The sequence below is a fragment of the Rhizobium sp. 768_B6_N1_8 genome (assembly GCF_051811225.1).
Taxonomy (GTDB): domain Bacteria; phylum Pseudomonadota; class Alphaproteobacteria; order Rhizobiales; family Rhizobiaceae; genus Rhizobium.
The window spans coordinates 1782426-1798336 of sequence record NZ_JBPWPV010000002.1 but is presented as its reverse complement, the minus strand read 5'-3'; the positions used below and the strand labels follow the sequence as shown (position 1 = coordinate 1798336).

Sequence of the window (15911 nt, the reverse complement as noted above, 5' to 3'; positions counted from 1 at the left end):
GCTCTCATTTTTTGAAGCTGAGATGTGGAGGAAAGGCTCTGTTCTATTCCGGAAATCGTCATATTCCTGTCACCTCGTCGCGATAGATATCGCTCACAAGTGAGCGATATGCGTCACTTTAGTGGCAAGGAGCAGGCCATTGCTGACCCAAGCGGAAGATCGTCAGGCAAAGATCGTCGAATTGCTGCGCGAACGTAACTTCCTCGATTTGCGCACTCTGATTGAGCGATTTGATGTCTCTGTCGCAACAATCCGACGCGACCTCGGTGACCTCGAAGGTGCCGGGCTGCTCCGTCGCACCCACGGCGGCGCCGTAAGCATCAATCAGGTCGCGCAGGACAAAACGAACGAGGCCCGTTCCGTCTGGAACCAGCCCGAGAAGGCCGCGATCGCATCCGTCGTCTCGGGAATGATCGTCGATGGCGACACCGTGCTGCTGGATGCCGGAACCACGGCTCTGGAAGTCGCAAAAAAACTCGTCGGTCGCCGGAGCCTCACGCTGATCTCGAACGGCCTCGACATTATCGCCGAACTGACGCGTGACGAGGGGCAGAGCGTCTACGCGGTCGGAGGCGAATACACCGCCACAAACCATTCTTTCCGTGGGCCGCTGGCGGAGCAGTTCATCCGGCAATTCAACGTCGACAAGCTCATTCTCAATGCGGCATCGATCGATGTCGATCGCGGATTGGTCTGCACCGTTGAGCCGGTAAACGCGAGCATCGCTCGGGCCATGATGGAAGTCTCCCGGCGCGTCATTGTCGTCGCGGACAATTCGAAGTTCACGAAATCCAGCATGTCTGTCGTGGCCAAGATCGAAGACGTCGGCACGATCGTTACCGATCGAGGCGCCAAGTCGATCATCGACGCAGCGCCCGAGAAGCTGCGCAAGAAATTTGTCATCGCGGACTGAGCTCCCTTTCCATCAACCGCATCTTGCCAAGCAGGAGACATTGGATGCTTACGACCAACCGCAGAACGTTCATCATCGGTGCAAGCGCCGCGGCGCTGGCATCGACCACCAGCATGAAATTTGCCTTCGCACAGGAACGGCGCGAACTGAGGATCGGCGTCAACGGGGTGCCTGCCTCACTGGAGCCGGTGAACGCCATCAGCAATGTCGGCCCGCGTATCGTCAACCAGATCTTCGATACGCTAGTTACGCGCGACTGGTTCGGAAACGGCGCAAAGGGCAACGGCATCGGGCTCGTCCCACAGCTCGCCGAGAGCTGGGAGCGGATCGACGACAAGTCCGTGCGCTTCAGGCTGCGCCAGAACGTCAAATTCCACGATGGCGCGGACATGACCGCCGAGGACGTCGCCTACACGTTCTCGTCGGAGCGCCTGTGGGGCAACGAAGCGATCAAGACCATTCCGAACGGACGCGCTTTCTCGCCGGACTGGGATGAGCCTGTCGTCGAGGACAAGTATACCGTCGTGCTGCGCACCAAGACCCCGTCCTTCCTGATCGAGCGCTTTCTCGCCTCCTGGCTCGGTCGCATCGTCCCGAGGGAATATTACAAGAGCCTCGGCGCCGTCGCCTTCGGCAACAAGCCGATCGGCACCGGCCCCTACAAGTTCGTCGAGTTCGTGGCCAATGACCGCGTCGTGCTCGAGGCAAACGACGTCTATTGGGGCGAAAAGCCGACCGCATCGAAGATCACCTACCAGGTGGTCGCAGAGCCCGCGACCCGCGTCGCCGGCCTGATCAGCGGCGAATACGACGTCATCACAACCTTGACGCCCGACGACATGGCGCTGATCGACGGCTATCAGGACATCGAGACGCGCGGCACGTTGATCGAGAACTTCCACATGTTCACGTTCAATATGAACAAGCCGATGTTTAAGTCGAAGACCCTGCGCCGCGCGCTGGCGCTTGCCGTCAATCGCCCGCTGATGGTCGAATCCCTGTGGAAGGGCAGGGCGTCCATTCCGGCCGGCATGAACTTCCCGCACATGGGCAAGACCTTCGACCCCAATCGCCGTGCGATGGAATACGATGTCGAGCAAGCCAGGCGCCTCGTCAAGGAAAGCGGTTACGATGGCACCCCGATCACCTACCATACGATGGGCAATTACTACGCCAACGCCATTCCCGCGCTCATGATGATGATCGAGATGTGGAAGGACATCGGCATCACCGTCGAGCCGAAGATCTACGCTCCGGGTGCAAACCCGAAGGACGATGACGTCATGATGCGCAACTGGTCGAACGGCATGTCGCTGACCGATGCCTATACGACCATGGTGTCCGAATTCGGTCCCGGGCGCGGCATCCAGAAGCGCTGGGGCTGGCAAGCGCCGGCGGAGTTCAACGAGCTCTGCGTGAAGGTAGCCCAGCTGCCTGACGGCCAGGAACGTTTCGACGCCTTCAACCGTCTACGCGACATCTTCGAGGAAGAGGCGCCTGCCGTCATTCTCTACCAGCCGTTCGACGTCTACGCCGCACGCAAGGACGTCAACTGGAGGCCGATCAGCTTCGAGATGATGGAATTCCGCAACAACCTCAGCTTCTCGTAACGACAATCCAGCGTATCGGCGGTGCGCATTCGTGCGCGCTGCCCCCGGAGAATAGCCATGTCAAAGCTCTTGACCGTTCGCGACCTCGTCGTCGAGGTCCCGGCACGAAACATGAAGATCATCGGCGGGATCAGCTTTTCCCTGGAGGCCGGACAGACGCTCGGCCTGGTTGGCGAGTCCGGCTGCGGCAAGAGCATGACCTGCTATGCGGTCGCCAACATGCTCCCGCGCGGGATTGCCCGTACCAGCGGCAGCATCGAATTCGCGCGCGACCCATCGAAGTCGGGCAAGGCCGCAGATCCGACGATCGCAATGATCTTCCAGGATCCGACCAGTAGCCTCAACCCGGTCCACACGATCGGCTATTATCTGGAATCCGCACTCTACCGGCATCAGGGCCTGAAGGGCAACGACGCCCGGTTCGAAGCCATGCGCCTCTTGGAACGCGTCGGCATCGACCGCGCCAAAAGCCGGCTGCGCGCCTATCCGCACCAATTTTCCGGCGGTATGAACCAGCGCGTGATGATCGCCCACGCGCTTGCAGCCAGGCCGCAACTGTTGATCGCCGACGAGCCGACCACGGCGCTCGACGTGACCATGCAGGCCCAGATTCTGCACCTGCTCGAGGAACTGAAGGCCGAAACCGGCATGGCCCTGATCCTTGTCTCCCACGATCTCGGCGTTATCGCCCGCCTCGCCGACCGGGCGGCGGTGATGTATTGCGGCAAGATCGTCGAGACCGCGCCGGTGGCTGAGCTGCTGCTGCGCCCGTCGCATCCCTACACCCGCGCGCTGATCGAATGCATGCCGGGCATCGATCCCGCCGACCTCGAACCGCCCGTTCCCATTCCCGGTTCCGTTCCGCTGCTCGACAGCCTGCCTGAGGGATGCCATTTCCATCCGCGCTGCTCTCGCGCGAGCGACGGATGCGCCGCCCGTTTCCCCGCTCCCACCATGATCGGTCTCGTTCACGAGACCTCCTGTTTCAATCCGGTGGCCGCATGAACACGCCCTTGCTCCGCACCCGCGATCTGACCAAGGCCTATCGGCACAAGACCGGCTTCTTCGCCAGGCCAACAAGCCAATTGGCGGCCAGTTCCATCAGCTTCGAGCTCTCGCCACGCGAACGCATCGGCGTCGTCGGTGAATCGGGCAGCGGAAAATCGACCCTCGGCCGGCTCCTTCTCGGCCTGACCGCGCCGACCCGCGGCGACGTATGGTTCGAAGGTGTCAACCACAAGGACCGCGGGCCAAAAGACTGGACGGCGTTCCGCAAACGAACCTCGCTCGTGCAACAGAACCCGTTATCGGCCCTCAATCCGCAGATGAGCATCGGTGAGCAGGTCGCCGAGGGGCTTCTGGTCCATCGCGTCGCCGGCCGGTCGCAAGCCTATGAGCGCACGGCCGCAATGCTGGAGCGCGTCGGCCTGTCCAGCGCCATGATGAACCGCTTCCCGCACCAGATGTCCGGTGGCCAGCGCCAGCGTGTCGTCATCGCCCGTGCCCTGATCTTGGAACCGAAGCTGGTCGTCTTCGACGAAGCGGTCTCGGCGCTTGATGTCTCCGTTCAAGCCCAGGTCGTGGCCCTGTTGCGATCGCTCTGGCAGGAGCTCGATCTCGCTTATGTCTTCATCACCCACGATCTCCGGATCGTGCGCCATCTCGTCGATCGCATCGCGGTGATGTATCTCGGCCGCATCGTCGAGACCGGCGACATCAGGGCCGTCTACGAACAGCCGCGTCACCCCTATACGCGGGCGCTGCTCGCCTCCGTACCCACACTGGACCCCTCGATCCGCAATATCGAGCCGCCGATCAAGGGCGAGCTCGATACCGGCAACGTATCGCGCGGCTGCGCTTTTCGCTCGCGTTGTCCCTTTACCATCGACAGGTGCGCCATCGAGACGCCGCTGCTCCGGGCCTTCGACCGACAGCAGGCGGCATGCCACCGGGCCGAGGAATTCGCCGGGCCGCTCTCCTCCTCGGTAGCCGCACCGCAGCAGAAGGAAATGGCGCGATGATCGGGTTCATCCTAGCTCGTGCGGTCAGGGCGATCGTCGTTCTGGTCTTTACCGTCACGCTGGTCTTCATTGTCCTGCGCGTAAGCGGCGATCCGGCCCAGCAGATGCTGTCCGACAATGCCAGCCCCGAGGCGCTGGCCGCGTTCAATGCAAAATGGGCGCTGGATCGATCGATCTTAGAACAATACCTGTTCTATGTCGCCAGCATCCTGAGCGGGGATTTCGGGGTCTCCTTTGCAGATGGCCGCGACGTCTTTGCCGTCGTCACCGAGCGGATCCCGAAGACGCTCGCCCTCACGGCGCCGGCCTTCATCCTCAGTCTGCTGATCGGCATCCCGGCAGGCATCCTTGCGGCCGTGCGCCGGGAATCTGCCGTCGACAAGGGTGTCATGGCGGCCGCCGTCTTCGGCTACAGCATTCCCAACTTCCTGCTCGGCCTCGTCTTCATCTTCACCTTCGCGGTCTGGCTGCGCGTGCTGCCGAGTTCCGGCAGCTCGACCTGGAGACATGCGATCCTGCCCGTGGCGACCTGCGCGCTGTTCAATGCCGCGGCCGTCGCCCGCTTCATGCGTTCGACCCTGATCGATGTCCTGGGCCAGCCCTATATCGCCGCGGCCCGTGCCGACGGCGTCCTGAATTGGGAGATCATCCTGCGCCATGCCCTGCCGAATGCGGCGATCCCGATGGTGACGACGCTCGGCTTCGTCGCCGGCGGCCTGCTCGGGGGCGCCGTGCTGGTGGAACCCGTCTTTGCCTGGCCGGGCCTCGGCAGCGGCTTCGTCAATGCGACGAGCGCCGGTGACCTGCCGGTCGCGCAGGCGATGATCGTGCTGTTTACGGCCTTCATGGTCGTCATCAACCTCACCGTCGACGTTCTCTATGTCGTCCTCAATCCGAAACTCAGGATGCATTGACATGACGATCGTGACCTCGTCCCGCCCGATCCGGGGCCGGCTTTGCGCTCCGTTCCACCGCATGCCGTCCAGCATTGGCCTCTGCTGTCTGTGGATCGGTATCGTCGTCGTCATCGGTATTGCGGCGCGCTGGATATCGCCTTTCGACTATCTCTCGCAGGACCCGCTCGCCCGTTTTGCCCGGCCCTTCGCGTCTGCAAGCCATCTGCTGGGCTCCGACTATCTCGGCCGGGATGTGCTGAGCAACGTGCTGGTCGCCACCCAGACCACCCTGATGATCGCGCTCGTCGGGTCGATCGTCTGCGCGCTGATCGGCACCACGCTTGGCCTGCTGGCCGCCCATTTCGGTGGCTGGATCGACAACGTCATCATGGGCTTTGCAGATTCGATGGCGTCGGTCCCCTTCATCATCATCGCGCTCGGCGTGCTTGCCATGTTCGGTTCGAGCCCGCTGCTGTTCGTCTTCCTCGTCGGCTTTCAGAACTGGGAACGCTATGCGCGGCTGACCCGCGGCCTCGTCATCAGCGCCCGGGAAGAAGGCTATGCGGAAGCGGCCCGCATCGTCGGCGTGCCGTCGAGACGGATCTACTTTCGCCACATGCTGCCCAACATCGCCGGCCCGCTGATCGTGCAGTTCACCGTGAACTTCCCGGAAATCATCCTTCTCGAAAGCGGGCTGAGCTTTCTTGGCCTCGGTATCCAGCCGCCGGCGACCAGCCTCGGCCTGATGGTTGCAGACGGCCGTAACTATCTGGCGATCGCCTGGTGGATCGCCGCCTTCCCCGGCGCCGTCATCGTCCTCACGACCCTCTCCATCAGCCTGCTCGGCGACTACCTGCGCGATCGTTTCGATGCGCGCCTCCGTTGAATTGAAAAAGGAAAAACAATGAACCCGCTCAGAATGAACCTCGATACCTTGCGCGTTGGTGGCCACCGTGGCCACAGCGCCGGCGCTCCGGAAAACACGCTTGCCGCGTTTCGCAAGGCTTTCGAATATGGCGGGCCGCTCGCCACCTGCGAAACCGATCTCAGCATGACGAGCGATGGCGAGTTGGTTCTGATACATGACAAGACCGTCGATCGCACCACCAACGGCTACGGCATCGTTGAGAACATGACCTATTCGCAACTCTCCGGGCTCGACGCCGGAAGCTGGTTCGGCGAGGATTTCGCCGGCGAACGTGTGCCCCTGCTGCGCGACGCGCTGCAGCTCGCCCGCGAACTCGGGATCCTCTATCAGCTCGAACTCAAGATCTACGACCGCAACGACGTGATCATCGCCAAGCTGCGTGCGCTGATCGACGAACTGGACTGCGCCGACCTGCTGCAGTTCTCGTCGTTCGACTTCGTCCAACTGAGGGCCGTGAAGGCCGCTATCCCCGAAGTGCCGACCGTCGGCCTGATGCATTCCCGAGTGATCGATCCAGCGGCGCTTGCCCGGCAGGCAAATCTCAATGCGATGAATATCGAAGTCTATCACTTCGCCAGCGGCGAGGCCCGCCAGCTTCACGACGAGGGCTTTGCCGTCTTCACCTATCTGCCCGGCGGCCACCACGAAAAGATGATGAAATACGGCGTCGATGTCGAAGCAAAGATCGTCCAGTGGGTTCGCGAGGGCCAGCTGGACCAGCTGATGGGCGACGACGTCGCGCAGATGGCACGCATCAGGGATCGTGCTCGTGGCTGACAGGCATGCCTCCGCCTCGCCGGTGCGTCCGGTCGAGGTGATTATCGAAGATATCGCAAGGGAGGCCGGGACACTGGCCCTCACTCACTTCCGCTCGCTGGCAAGCCTGCCGGTCGAAAAGAAGGGGCACCTCGACCTCGTGACAGAGGCGGACCGACAGGTCGAGGCGCTGCTGATCGCCCGGCTCAATCAAGCCTTCCCGGACGACGGCATCTTCGGCGAGGAAGGCGGCGAGGTCCGCGGCACGTCGGGCCGTATCTGGGTTATCGATCCGATCGACGGTACCTTCAATTTCGTGCGTGGCAGCCAGAATTGGGCGATCTCGATCGGGCTTTACGAGAACCGGAGACCCGTCTTCGGGGTGATCCATGCACCCGTCCGCGACCTGACCATAATGGGAGGGACGACGGTCCCGGCACGGCTCAACGGTCGCCCGATCAAGCCGCTTCCGACGTTCGACATGTCGCGAGCATCCACGGGATTTAGTTTCCACCCCACGGTATCGACTGCCGACCGGCTTGAAGCCATCCGCTTCATCTCGGATGATCTCGGTATCAGCTTCCGGCTTTGCGGGGCTGCAACGATCTCGCTGATCGAGGTCATGCTCGGCGAGACTGACGGCTACCTCTCCATTGGAGATTCAACCTGGGACGTGATGGCGGCGCTTCCAATCCTCGCACGTCTCGGTGTCTCAAGCACCATCGACTGGGATCGAACCGAACTTCCTCAGAAGCTTCGCTTCGCCTGCGGAAGCGAGGAGTTCGTCGACAGGCTAAGGCCGCTGCTGCAGACCCTGTCGGTAGCGGCCTCATAGGCGCTGGTCTGCCGATCGAATGTGAGCCCGCGTGCGAAGGCACATTGAACAGGACGCCGCGGATGTCACGGATGCAAACCAGCATGCACCCGATCAGTTCGATGATGGCGACAAGGCCGAATCTCCGCCTGCATTAGCCCGCCGTCGACAATAAGCCCGGACTAACAGAGGAGCCCGCCAAAAAACCATGGGCGTCAGAACTCCTGAAAGCCATCAGGTGTGACGTCTCTCCGCGGGATCGGTCGATGCGCGACGGCACAATTCGGAGCCTAGGCCACCCGTGGACCTTTTGCGGAGAGCTGGGCGAGTTAGACCGTATGTTCGTGAGCGGTGGCCCGCCCCCGCGATAAACTAAATTCGGGGGTTGCTCTGGATAGAGCCAAAGCCGAGCCCCATAGTTTAACGAGGGCGAACCATGACAAAAGATAGCGTAATTTTCATCGGCTTGGATACGTCCAAGTTGAAGATTTCAGTGGCCGTTGCCGAAGGAGAACGCAACGGCGAGATCCGGTTTTTCGGCGACATCTCTTCCGAGCCGGCATCTGTGGCATCGCTGGTCAACAAACTTTCGAAGCGCGGAGCCAAGCTTCACTTTTGCTATGAGGCGGGTCCCACCGGTTACGGCCTTTACCGTCAAATTGTCGAGCTGGGGCATGACTGCGTGGTGGTGGCGCCGTCGCTGGTGCCCAAGCGAGTTGGCGACCGGGTGAAGACCAACCGCCGCGATGCCGTGAGCCTGGCGCGCCTGCACCGCGCCGGCGAACTGACTGCGGTCTGGATTCCGGATGAAGTTCATGAGGCGATCCGCGATCTGGTGGGCTCGCGAGGCGGCCAGCGATGCGCTGAAACAGGCACGCCAGCAACTTCAGTCTTTCTTGTTGCGTCATGGCCGGATCTATACCGGCCGCAAGCCCTGGACGCGCGCCCATACAAGATGGCTGACGTGCCAGGCCTTCGATCATCCCGCCCACCACATCCTGACTCTGGCTGCAGCTAAAATGCAAAGGTTTCCGTGGTTGTTCTCGTGTTGTCGGGGAGTGGGCCGCAAGGCGACGGCGGCCGAGCGGGTCTGCGATCAGCTCACAGCCGCACTTCTCGAAGCCGCTGACATGGTCCGAACTCTGTGGATTGTCGTCGACAGCATGACAGTAGTCAGTCTCAAGCCTTCATGATGAGGTATCACCGATTGTCGTTGACTCCGGTCGACGAAGGGAACAACGAGTGAACAAACAAGGAGGCCTTCTGATGTCGAGCGCTGAGAAATTCATTATCGTGCCGTACAAGAAGAACCGCGGAAATCTCGTTCCGGGGGAGATGCGCCAAGCTTCGAATGCTACCTCTGCGGAGAAAATCGCAGCGTCCATGTCGGATAGGTTCGTTGGCGTTGCGGCATATGCAGTGATGGTCGACGAAGAGACCGGTGACATGAGCTCACCCCGACTGCTTGCAAAGCATGGCGAGATCGCTGATCTCAACGCTGCCTGAGTCCGAACGCAAACAGACAGCACGGAAATCGAGGTCACATCGATTCCCTTTCGCAATGATTGTTTCCCGCCCGCTACGCTCGGGCGGTCAGTGACCTCCTAACGCGTCATTCAGCAGGTTGGCCAGCTTTGCCGCTGCGAGCGACACCCGTTGCTCGGCAACGCGTCTAGCGTTGGTTTCGTATTCACGTGTCAGCTCCGGCTTGTCACCCTTCAGAACCGGGTCCGCATAGGCATAGGTCTTCACCAGCTCGAAGCTCTCCTGCGCCCATGCCGCTGGGTCAGAAATGGCAGCCTTGTCGGCGGGTGGCGGGTCAATCTTCGATCTCGAGGTCATCACGCCGTTGACCTCTTTTGTATAGAAGATGTCGAACACCGTCGAATAACCGCCGAATGTACCGTCCCAATATGAATGGAGATTCATGGAAACACCGTTTGCAGGAATCACAGTGATCTCGTTGCCGCCCGGTTACCAGTATCGGGTTCGGGAACCCGCCTTGTTGCCGAGCGACGCGTCATCTGCGGCTGCACCCCGAGAGGCCGCTATCGAGCAGGATCACTTCCGGGAAGTTCAGGGTCATAGAGACGATCAGCGTCGAGGCGATGTTCGGGAATCTATGGAAGAGCTCCATGATCTCGTGGCGCGAGCGGCCTTAGGGTGCCGCCCCAAGGTGATCACAACAGTTCGCCAACCGGCGCTCGTCGTTAGCGACGTGAAAATGCGACCTGCGGTCGCTTCATCGACGCTCCTTTCAGCACGGCACATGATCATTCCGGCTGACGCGAGCAATGGAACTGTTCACCCCAGCGGCATAAGCCCTCTGCCCCAGCACAGAGCGCCGACCCGCTTTCTGTCAACGAATAGACAACCTTCGCCGGAGAACCCGGATGGACTTTTCGGTTCACAAGCCCGTCTACCTCAAGTTCTCGAAGCTGCTGCGTCAGCATCTTTTCGCTGATCGCCGGAATTGACTGCCGCAGCCGGCCGAACCTGCGGGGTGTCGCGCCGAGTTCGCAGATGATGTCTAGCTTCCACTTACCGGAGACCATCTTTATCGCGGTTGCAAAACCATTCTCGGCGGGTTTGTTCATCTCGCTCTCCTTACCGGCAGGTAACCACTTACGCCTCGGTGCGTATTGGCGTCGCGCTTCTCCAATCATAGCTTTCCCGCGAACGGCAAGCGAGCCGAGCGTTACGCCAATCAATTATGGGGTGTCGGAATGAAGCTTACAATAAGTGCCTTCAAAGGCGCCGTACCGATGGATGTGCGTGAGGCGATCCAAGCCTTCATCATCAACCAATCATGGAACGACGACAAAAGGCGAACTTCTGCCTCGCCGGCGCGAAACAAAGAAATCACGTCGGCAAGGCTCGATTCACGACCGCTGGAAGCGGTGGTCGTCTCATGACCAACAGTATTCTTAGGAGAGGAATCATGACGAATGCAAAACCGGATACAATGCAGGCTGCCGCCATCGACCGGTTCGGTGGAGCCGACCTGATTACTGTGCGAGCGGTGTCAGTGCCCGAGGTCGGGCCGAGCGATGTCCTGATCCGGGTCGAAGTGGCGGGCGTGGCCTCGTGGGACGCGGTCGAGCGTGAGGGTCACTACGACGGGGTTTTCGGAATGCCGTCGACATTCCCCTATGTGCTCGGCTGGGACTGCGCGGGCGTGGTCGCCGCCGTTGGCGGCCAGGTTAGACGCTTCAAGGAAGGCGACCGGGTGTACGCTGCCTCCATGCCACTCCCCAAGGGTGGAACCTACGCCATGTACGTAGCAACGGATGCGGACAACGTGTCGCTCATCCCCGCCAAGCTCACGATCGAGCAAGCGGGCGTCATGGGCTGGGATGCGTTGACTGCGCTCAGTGGCCTGGAAGAGATTGGCCTAAAGCAGGGCGATACAATAATGATCTTCGGCGCCAGCGGCGGTATCGGGCACATGGCCATCCAACTCGCAAAACGAATGGGCGCCCGAGTATTCGCGGTGGCTTCGGGCGATGACGGCGTGGCGCTATCGCAGCGGCTGGGTGCCGACGCCATCGTCAATGGGCGCAAGGACGACGTGGCGGTGGCCGCTCGTGAATTCGCCCCTGGCGGCCTCGACGCTGCCCTTGTCACCGTCGGCGGTGAGACGGCCGACCAAGCGCTGTCGTCAGTGCGAGATGGCGGTCGGGTCGCCTGTCCCTACGGCGTGATGCCCGATCCAAATGTCCGGCCCGGCGTGGCGCTCATTCGCTACAACGGCGCCCGCAGCCAGGACGCGACCGACAAGCTTAACCGCCTGATTGACTCTGGCCCGTTCGATGTCCATGTCGCCCGTACATTCCCGTTCGAACAGGTCGTTGATGCGCACCGGGCCCTTACCACCCACTACGTCGGCAAGCTCGCTTTACGGGTGAGTTGAGCAAATGGTGGATTGCATCAGACATCACCAGGCGTGGCGACAAGCGACGCCTTCGGCGTCGCTGCGATTGTCGAGCTGACGACTCGTGGCGCCGTTGTAGCCGCGCACGCAGAGTTCGCCATCCACCGCGACCGACCATGGGAAGCATGAGCCTCTCCAGAGCTTGATACTTGCCATCAGCCCTTCATTCTATATATTCGGGATATGTCGAATATATCAAACAAACTGCATAAAGACGAGCAGCGCTTCGTGGAGGATATGGCGCGCCTGCTGGTGCCTTCGGGCGTGCCGCCCATCGCCGCCCGGCTTTATGGTCATCTGCTTCTCTGCCCCCGTCCCGTCAGCCTAGACCAGATCACCGAGGATCTCGGGATCAGCAAGAGCAGCGCAAGCGTGGCGGCGCGTTTGTTGGAGACCTATACGCTCGCGCGTCGCCACAGCGAGCCCGGAACCAAGCGCGCGCTTTACGCGGTGGCCGACGACTACGAAGCCATGATCCGACAACAGAACCGGCTGCTCGATGCACTGGCCGAGCACCTGAACGCCGGGGTCGGGATCGTCCCGTCCAAGGAAGTAAACGCACGTCTCGAGGAGATGGCGGAATTCTATCGGGTGATGCGCGGAGCCATGGAAGACGCCATGAGCCGCTGGCAGCGTAGCCGGCGCCGGCGGTGAAGGGTGAATTCCCGTGGCGAGGCACGCCGCGCGGAAGAGTTAACAGCTTCGACGTGAGAGGCAAGAAATGGGTCTCGTTCTAAATCTTATCATCCAGACGATCGTCTGGTACGGCTTCATGGGCGCGACTATCTTTGGTGCCGCGGGCACGATAGACTACACCGGTGGGTGGCTCTATCTCGGTGAAATGGTCGCGCTCTCAATCGTTTTTGGGACAATCATGATGCGCGTTGATCCCGGGCTGCTCAGAGAGCGCCTAAAGCCGCCCATGCAGAGGGATCAGCCGCTCGCGGACAAGCTGATCCTCATCCCAACCCTGCTCCTCATATTTGGAGGAATGGGTTTCATGGCGGCAGATGCGGCGCGCTGGCGCTGGTCGGCGATGCCATCTTCCGTGCAGTGGGCAGGCTGCGGCCTCCTTCTGGCGGCGCTTTTGTTCATTTACTGGGTTATGCGCACGAACAGCTTCGCGGCGCCGGTCGTGAAAATACAAAAGGACCGCGGGCAGGCGGTTATCACAACAGGCCCTTATGCCATCGTCCGCCATCCGATGTATTTCGGCGCGCTTTTCTACATCGCCGGTACCTCGCTCGTGCTCGGCTCATGGTGGGGGCTTGTGACGGTCCCCATCCTCGCATTCTTATTCGGCATCCGGATCGGCATTGAAGAAAAAACACTGCGCACGGGCCTCGATGGCTATGACGATTATGCGCGCCGCGTGGGTTGGCGCCTGATTCCATTCATCTGGTGAGACTGCCCGCCACGATGGCCGATCTCGACGAGAAAGTATGGCGTCGAATACGACAGACTGATGGAATTAGCAGGATACATTGCGGCAACGCGCACTGACGTTGAACGCCATGGGAGGGATCATAGACCGCGACAGGCGATTTAGAGGCCATGGGTTTGGATCAGGTCCTCGGTATCTTCGGCAAGCGCGTCAACCGCCGCTTGACGGACGTCGAGCCTGGATTTCAGCCCGAGCACATCCTTTAGAAGAGCACGGCGGTGTTTGCCCACGTAGCGAAATGGCAGATCGCCCCGATCCATGCGCAGGACGACGAGGGGACGAGAGATGCCGAGAATAGCCGCCGCCTCGGTCGGGCTCAGTTCTTGGTCCTCGGCCAGCACGGCAACACGTTCGCCGCGTAGCACGTGCGCCAAAAGCGCCTCAACTGCCGCAGCGGCCGAGGGCGGTATCGAAAGCGTCTGTTCCTTCTCGCCTTCATGACGAACATGAAGTTCCAGCCTGTCGCCCGCAGTTCCGAAGACCCGACGCCGCCATGCAACGTTCGGCCCGAAGCTGCCGGCATCCGAAACCCTTCATAGAAGGTGACATTCGGCGAACCTCGGCGGCTGGACCCCGGCTGCCAGATCGAAACGCGGGCGCCGACGGCGATACCCCAGAAAGTTCGCCGCCCGCCTCGGGTAATCCATTGGCTAAGTAGTTCCCAAGCGGTTTGTTTTGCGCCACTCTTCGTATTCTCCGCGGGCATCGTCATGCAGCGGATAGTAGCGCTGCAACGACCCGCCCCCCATGAGCTTCACGCGGGAGAACTCCTCCCAATCGTGATGCTTTTGCGATTCTTCGATGACCTTCGCGGCCATTGCGACTGGAAGCACCACCACTCCGTCATCGTCGGCGACGATGATGTCTCCGGGGATGACCGTGACACCGCCGCAGGCAATCGGAACATTGACGGCGTTGGGATAGATGCCCGTCTGCACATGATAATTGGGCGTCCAGCCACGCAGCCATAAAGGTAGATCCAGCTTCTCGACATTGGGCCGATCGCGCATGCAGCCATCGATCACGATGCCAGCGCCGCCTCGTCCTTTGAAATACGTCGACATCATATCGCCGAAGACGCCGGAGCTCATGTCGCCGCGCGCGTCGACCACGACCACATCGCCCTCCTGCGCGTGATAAAGCACATGGCGGTGCAACTGCGTCTCCGGATCCGCATATTCTCCCTCGGTGAAGAGGTCCGGCCGCTGGGGCAGGAATTGAAGCGTTAGGGCCGGCCCGACGATCGATTTTCCGTGATTCTGCGCCACGGGACCCACCATGTGCGGATTGCGGAAGCCCATGTGGCCAAGCGTGCCGGAAACCGTCGCGGCGCCGATCTCCTTCAGCGCGTCGATCAGCTCTCTGGGCGGTCGCGTAATGTCGGGCGTATGTGTCATTCTAAGCTCCGGTGGATGAAACTACCAGTTTGTCACAGAACCGTCGCGGCGCTTCAGGTGAGGCGCTTCCCAGAAACGAAAGCTCTCCGCCTTGATCGCCTCTTCGTTGACCTCGACGCCGAGCCCCGGCAAATCGCTGACCGGATAGTCGGGGCCGTCTAGCCGTGGTTGCACGGGGAAGAAGTCGGAATTATCGAACCCCAGCTTTGCTTCGGGCGCCCTTGTCTCGAGCCAGGCGAAATTCGCTACTGCGGCGGCGAGATGGATGGTCGCGGCAGTGCAGACTGGGCCGAGGGGATTGTGCGGCATCAGGTCCACATAGTGCGCCTCGCTCCACCCAGCGACCTTCATCGCCTCAGTGAGCCCGCCCACATTGCAAACATCGAGCCGGTTGAACTGATGGATGCCACGCTCGACGTAGGGCAGGAATTGCCACTTGCTGGCAAATTCCTCGCCGATGGCGAACGGGATGTCGGTCATCGTGCGCAGGGATTGGTAAGCCTCCGGCGTTTCGTCTCGTATCGGCTCCTCGAGGAAATCAAGCACGCCACGGCCGAGCTTGTTACAGAAGCTAGCCGCCTCTGCCACTGACAGCCGATGATGATAGTCGATGCCGAGGACGACGTCGTCGTCCAGCGCTTCACGCGCCTTGTTCAGCATACGTGCGGTAGGCCCAATCGACTCCCGCGGCTCAAAGATATCCCTGCTGTTTTGCCCGATGGGGAAGAAGCGGATCGCCTGCCACCCCTGTGCGCGTAGTTCGCGGGCCCGTTCGATGGCAGCATCGCCCTCGGCCTCGTCACCGGTCGAGGCGAAGGTCGGAATGCAGTCGCGCTGCTTGCCGCCCAACAGATCGTAGGCCGGCACCCCGAGCGCCTTGCCCTTGATGTCGTGAAGGGCAATGTCGATGGCCGAAATCGCCGCCTGCAGAACGCGCCCGCCTTCGAAGTATTGGCTGCGATAAACTTCTTGCCAGATCCGACCAATCTGCATCGGGTCGCGGCCGATGAGAAATTCGCGATAGTGCTCGATCGCGCCGGCCACGGCCTTCTCGCGCCCGCTCAGGCCGCTCTCGCCCCAGCCGAAGATGCCATCGTCGGTCTCCACCTTGACCAGCATCTGATTGCGCGTTCCTACCCATACTGGATAGGGCTTGATCGCCGTGATCTTAAGCTTCGCAGTCATCCACGCCCTCGTT

General features: G+C 61.1%; 18 protein-coding genes and 3 pseudogenes. 14 read left to right on the top strand and 7 right to left on the bottom strand.

Translation table 11 applies throughout. From position 1 onward, the window contains the following. Positions 1-139 precede the first annotated feature (139 nt). The 10 genes and pseudogenes from AB8B33_RS32545 (at position 140) to AB8B33_RS32500 (ending at position 9444) form a co-directional block, all read left to right on the top strand. A complete protein-coding gene (locus AB8B33_RS32545; RefSeq protein WP_439018527.1) occupies positions 140-913 on the top strand; it encodes a DeoR/GlpR family DNA-binding transcription regulator in 774 nt (257 codons plus the stop codon). A gap of 44 nt (positions 914-957) precedes the next feature. Then, positions 958-2523, top strand: coding sequence for an ABC transporter substrate-binding protein (locus tag AB8B33_RS32540; RefSeq protein ID WP_439018526.1), 1566 nt, complete (start codon positions 958-960; stop codon positions 2521-2523). A 57-nt stretch (positions 2524-2580) separates the two neighbouring features. Then, positions 2581-3528, top strand: a complete 948-nt coding sequence (locus tag AB8B33_RS32535) for an ABC transporter ATP-binding protein (RefSeq protein WP_439018525.1) — start codon at positions 2581-2583, stop codon at positions 3526-3528. Further along, the gene (locus tag AB8B33_RS32530; RefSeq protein ID WP_439018524.1) at positions 3525-4544 is read left to right on the top strand and encodes an oligopeptide/dipeptide ABC transporter ATP-binding protein; all 1020 of its coding nucleotides are present in this window, start codon (positions 3525-3527) and stop codon (positions 4542-4544) included. Before AB8B33_RS32535 ends, AB8B33_RS32530 begins: the two co-directional genes overlap by 4 nt. Further along, positions 4541-5458, top strand: coding sequence for an ABC transporter permease (locus AB8B33_RS32525; protein WP_439018523.1), 918 nt, complete (start codon positions 4541-4543; stop codon positions 5456-5458). Before AB8B33_RS32530 ends, AB8B33_RS32525 begins: the two co-directional genes overlap by 4 nt. A gap of 1 nt (position 5459) precedes the next feature. Then, positions 5460-6326 (top strand): ABC transporter permease, encoded by an 867-nt coding sequence (locus AB8B33_RS32520; RefSeq protein WP_439018522.1) that lies wholly within the window; start codon positions 5460-5462, stop codon positions 6324-6326. An 18-nt stretch (positions 6327-6344) separates the two neighbouring features. Then, positions 6345-7145, top strand: coding sequence for a glycerophosphodiester phosphodiesterase (locus AB8B33_RS32515; protein ID WP_439018521.1), 801 nt, complete (start codon positions 6345-6347; stop codon positions 7143-7145). Next, positions 7138-7959, top strand: coding sequence for an inositol monophosphatase family protein (locus AB8B33_RS32510; RefSeq protein WP_439018520.1), 822 nt, complete (start codon positions 7138-7140; stop codon positions 7957-7959). Before AB8B33_RS32515 ends, AB8B33_RS32510 begins: the two co-directional genes overlap by 8 nt. A 415-nt stretch (positions 7960-8374) precedes the next feature. Further along, positions 8375-8936, top strand: a pseudogene (locus AB8B33_RS32505) (IS110 family transposase); the annotation flags it as partial. Between the two features lie 268 nt (positions 8937-9204). Continuing rightward, complete coding sequence (locus tag AB8B33_RS32500) at positions 9205-9444, top strand: hypothetical protein (RefSeq protein WP_113325434.1); 240 nt, start codon at positions 9205-9207, stop codon at positions 9442-9444. Positions 9445-9531: 87 nt separating this feature from the next. On the opposite strand, the gene AB8B33_RS32495 is transcribed toward AB8B33_RS32500, so the two are convergent. The 3 genes and pseudogenes from AB8B33_RS32495 to AB8B33_RS32485 form a co-directional block, all read right to left on the bottom strand. After that, positions 9532-9897: a S1/P1 nuclease gene (locus AB8B33_RS32495; protein ID WP_439018905.1), complete on the bottom strand. Its 366-nt coding sequence runs from the start codon at positions 9895-9897 to the stop codon at positions 9532-9534. Between the two features lie 79 nt (positions 9898-9976). Then, positions 9977-10069: pseudogene (locus AB8B33_RS32490) on the bottom strand (ABC transporter permease); the annotation flags it as partial. 142 nt (positions 10070-10211) lie between these two features. After that, positions 10212-10535, bottom strand: a complete 324-nt coding sequence (locus tag AB8B33_RS32485) for a winged helix-turn-helix transcriptional regulator (protein ID WP_439018519.1) — start codon at positions 10533-10535, stop codon at positions 10212-10214. Positions 10536-10580: 45 nt separating this feature from the next. On the opposite strand from AB8B33_RS32485, the gene AB8B33_RS32480 reads away from it, so the two are divergent. Further along, positions 10581-10853, top strand: a complete 273-nt coding sequence (locus tag AB8B33_RS32480) for a hypothetical protein (RefSeq protein WP_439018518.1) — start codon at positions 10581-10583, stop codon at positions 10851-10853. A gap of 26 nt (positions 10854-10879) precedes the next feature. After that, positions 10880-11851: a quinone oxidoreductase family protein gene (locus AB8B33_RS32475; RefSeq protein ID WP_439018517.1), complete on the top strand. Its 972-nt coding sequence runs from the start codon at positions 10880-10882 to the stop codon at positions 11849-11851. A 24-nt stretch (positions 11852-11875) separates the two neighbouring features. On the opposite strand, the gene AB8B33_RS32470 is transcribed toward AB8B33_RS32475, so the two are convergent. Then, complete coding sequence (locus tag AB8B33_RS32470) at positions 11876-12028, bottom strand: hypothetical protein (protein WP_439018516.1); 153 nt, start codon at positions 12026-12028, stop codon at positions 11876-11878. A gap of 81 nt (positions 12029-12109) precedes the next feature. Between AB8B33_RS32470 and AB8B33_RS32465 the strand changes: the two genes are divergently transcribed. After that, positions 12110-12526 carry a GbsR/MarR family transcriptional regulator gene (locus tag AB8B33_RS32465; RefSeq protein WP_439018515.1) on the top strand — a complete coding sequence of 139 codons (417 nt, stop codon included), beginning with the start codon at positions 12110-12112 and terminating at the stop codon, positions 12524-12526. 67 nt (positions 12527-12593) lie between these two features. After that, a complete protein-coding gene (locus tag AB8B33_RS32460) occupies positions 12594-13277 on the top strand; it encodes a methyltransferase family protein (protein ID WP_439018514.1) in 684 nt (227 codons plus the stop codon). 140 nt (positions 13278-13417) lie between these two features. On the opposite strand, the pseudogene AB8B33_RS32455 reads toward AB8B33_RS32460, so the two are convergent. The 3 genes and pseudogenes from AB8B33_RS32455 to AB8B33_RS32445 all read right to left on the bottom strand — a co-directional run. Then, positions 13418-13783 (bottom strand): annotated as a pseudogene (locus AB8B33_RS32455) (DNA-binding protein); the annotation flags it as partial. Between the two features lie 183 nt (positions 13784-13966). Beyond that, complete coding sequence (locus AB8B33_RS32450; protein WP_439018513.1) at positions 13967-14713, bottom strand: ribonuclease activity regulator RraA; 747 nt, start codon at positions 14711-14713, stop codon at positions 13967-13969. Positions 14714-14734: 21 nt separating this feature from the next. Continuing rightward, entirely contained in the window at positions 14735-15898 is a 1164-nt protein-coding gene (locus AB8B33_RS32445; RefSeq protein WP_439018512.1) for a mandelate racemase/muconate lactonizing enzyme family protein, read from the bottom strand. Between the last annotated feature and the right edge of the window lie 13 nt (positions 15899-15911).

Excerpts from the sequence above, each read along its gene's own strand:
- AB8B33_RS32540 (WP_439018526.1), top strand. The coding sequence starts at position 958 with ATGCTTACGACCAACCGCAGAACGTTCATCATCGGTGCAAGCGCCGCG.
- AB8B33_RS32535 (WP_439018525.1), top strand. The coding sequence starts at position 2,581 with ATGTCAAAGCTCTTGACCGTTCGCGACCTCGTCGTCGAGGTCCCGGCA.
- AB8B33_RS32530 (WP_439018524.1), top strand. The coding sequence starts at position 3,525 with ATGAACACGCCCTTGCTCCGCACCCGCGATCTGACCAAGGCCTATCGG.
- AB8B33_RS32525 (WP_439018523.1), top strand. The coding sequence starts at position 4,541 with ATGATCGGGTTCATCCTAGCTCGTGCGGTCAGGGCGATCGTCGTTCTG.
- AB8B33_RS32520 (WP_439018522.1), top strand. The coding sequence starts at position 5,460 with ATGACGATCGTGACCTCGTCCCGCCCGATCCGGGGCCGGCTTTGCGCT.
- AB8B33_RS32515 (WP_439018521.1), top strand. The coding sequence starts at position 6,345 with ATGAACCCGCTCAGAATGAACCTCGATACCTTGCGCGTTGGTGGCCAC.
- AB8B33_RS32500 (WP_113325434.1), top strand. The coding sequence starts at position 9,205 with ATGTCGAGCGCTGAGAAATTCATTATCGTGCCGTACAAGAAGAACCGC.
- AB8B33_RS32485 (WP_439018519.1), bottom strand. The coding sequence starts at position 10,535 with ATGAACAAACCCGCCGAGAATGGTTTTGCAACCGCGATAAAGATGGTC.
- AB8B33_RS32475 (WP_439018517.1), top strand. The coding sequence starts at position 10,880 with ATGACGAATGCAAAACCGGATACAATGCAGGCTGCCGCCATCGACCGG.
- AB8B33_RS32470 (WP_439018516.1), bottom strand. The coding sequence starts at position 12,028 with ATGGCAAGTATCAAGCTCTGGAGAGGCTCATGCTTCCCATGGTCGGTC.
- AB8B33_RS32465 (WP_439018515.1), top strand. The coding sequence starts at position 12,110 with ATGGCGCGCCTGCTGGTGCCTTCGGGCGTGCCGCCCATCGCCGCCCGG.
- AB8B33_RS32460 (WP_439018514.1), top strand. The coding sequence starts at position 12,594 with ATGGGTCTCGTTCTAAATCTTATCATCCAGACGATCGTCTGGTACGGC.
- AB8B33_RS32450 (WP_439018513.1), bottom strand. The coding sequence starts at position 14,713 with ATGACACATACGCCCGACATTACGCGACCGCCCAGAGAGCTGATCGAC.
- AB8B33_RS32445 (WP_439018512.1), bottom strand. The coding sequence starts at position 15,898 with ATGACTGCGAAGCTTAAGATCACGGCGATCAAGCCCTATCCAGTATGG.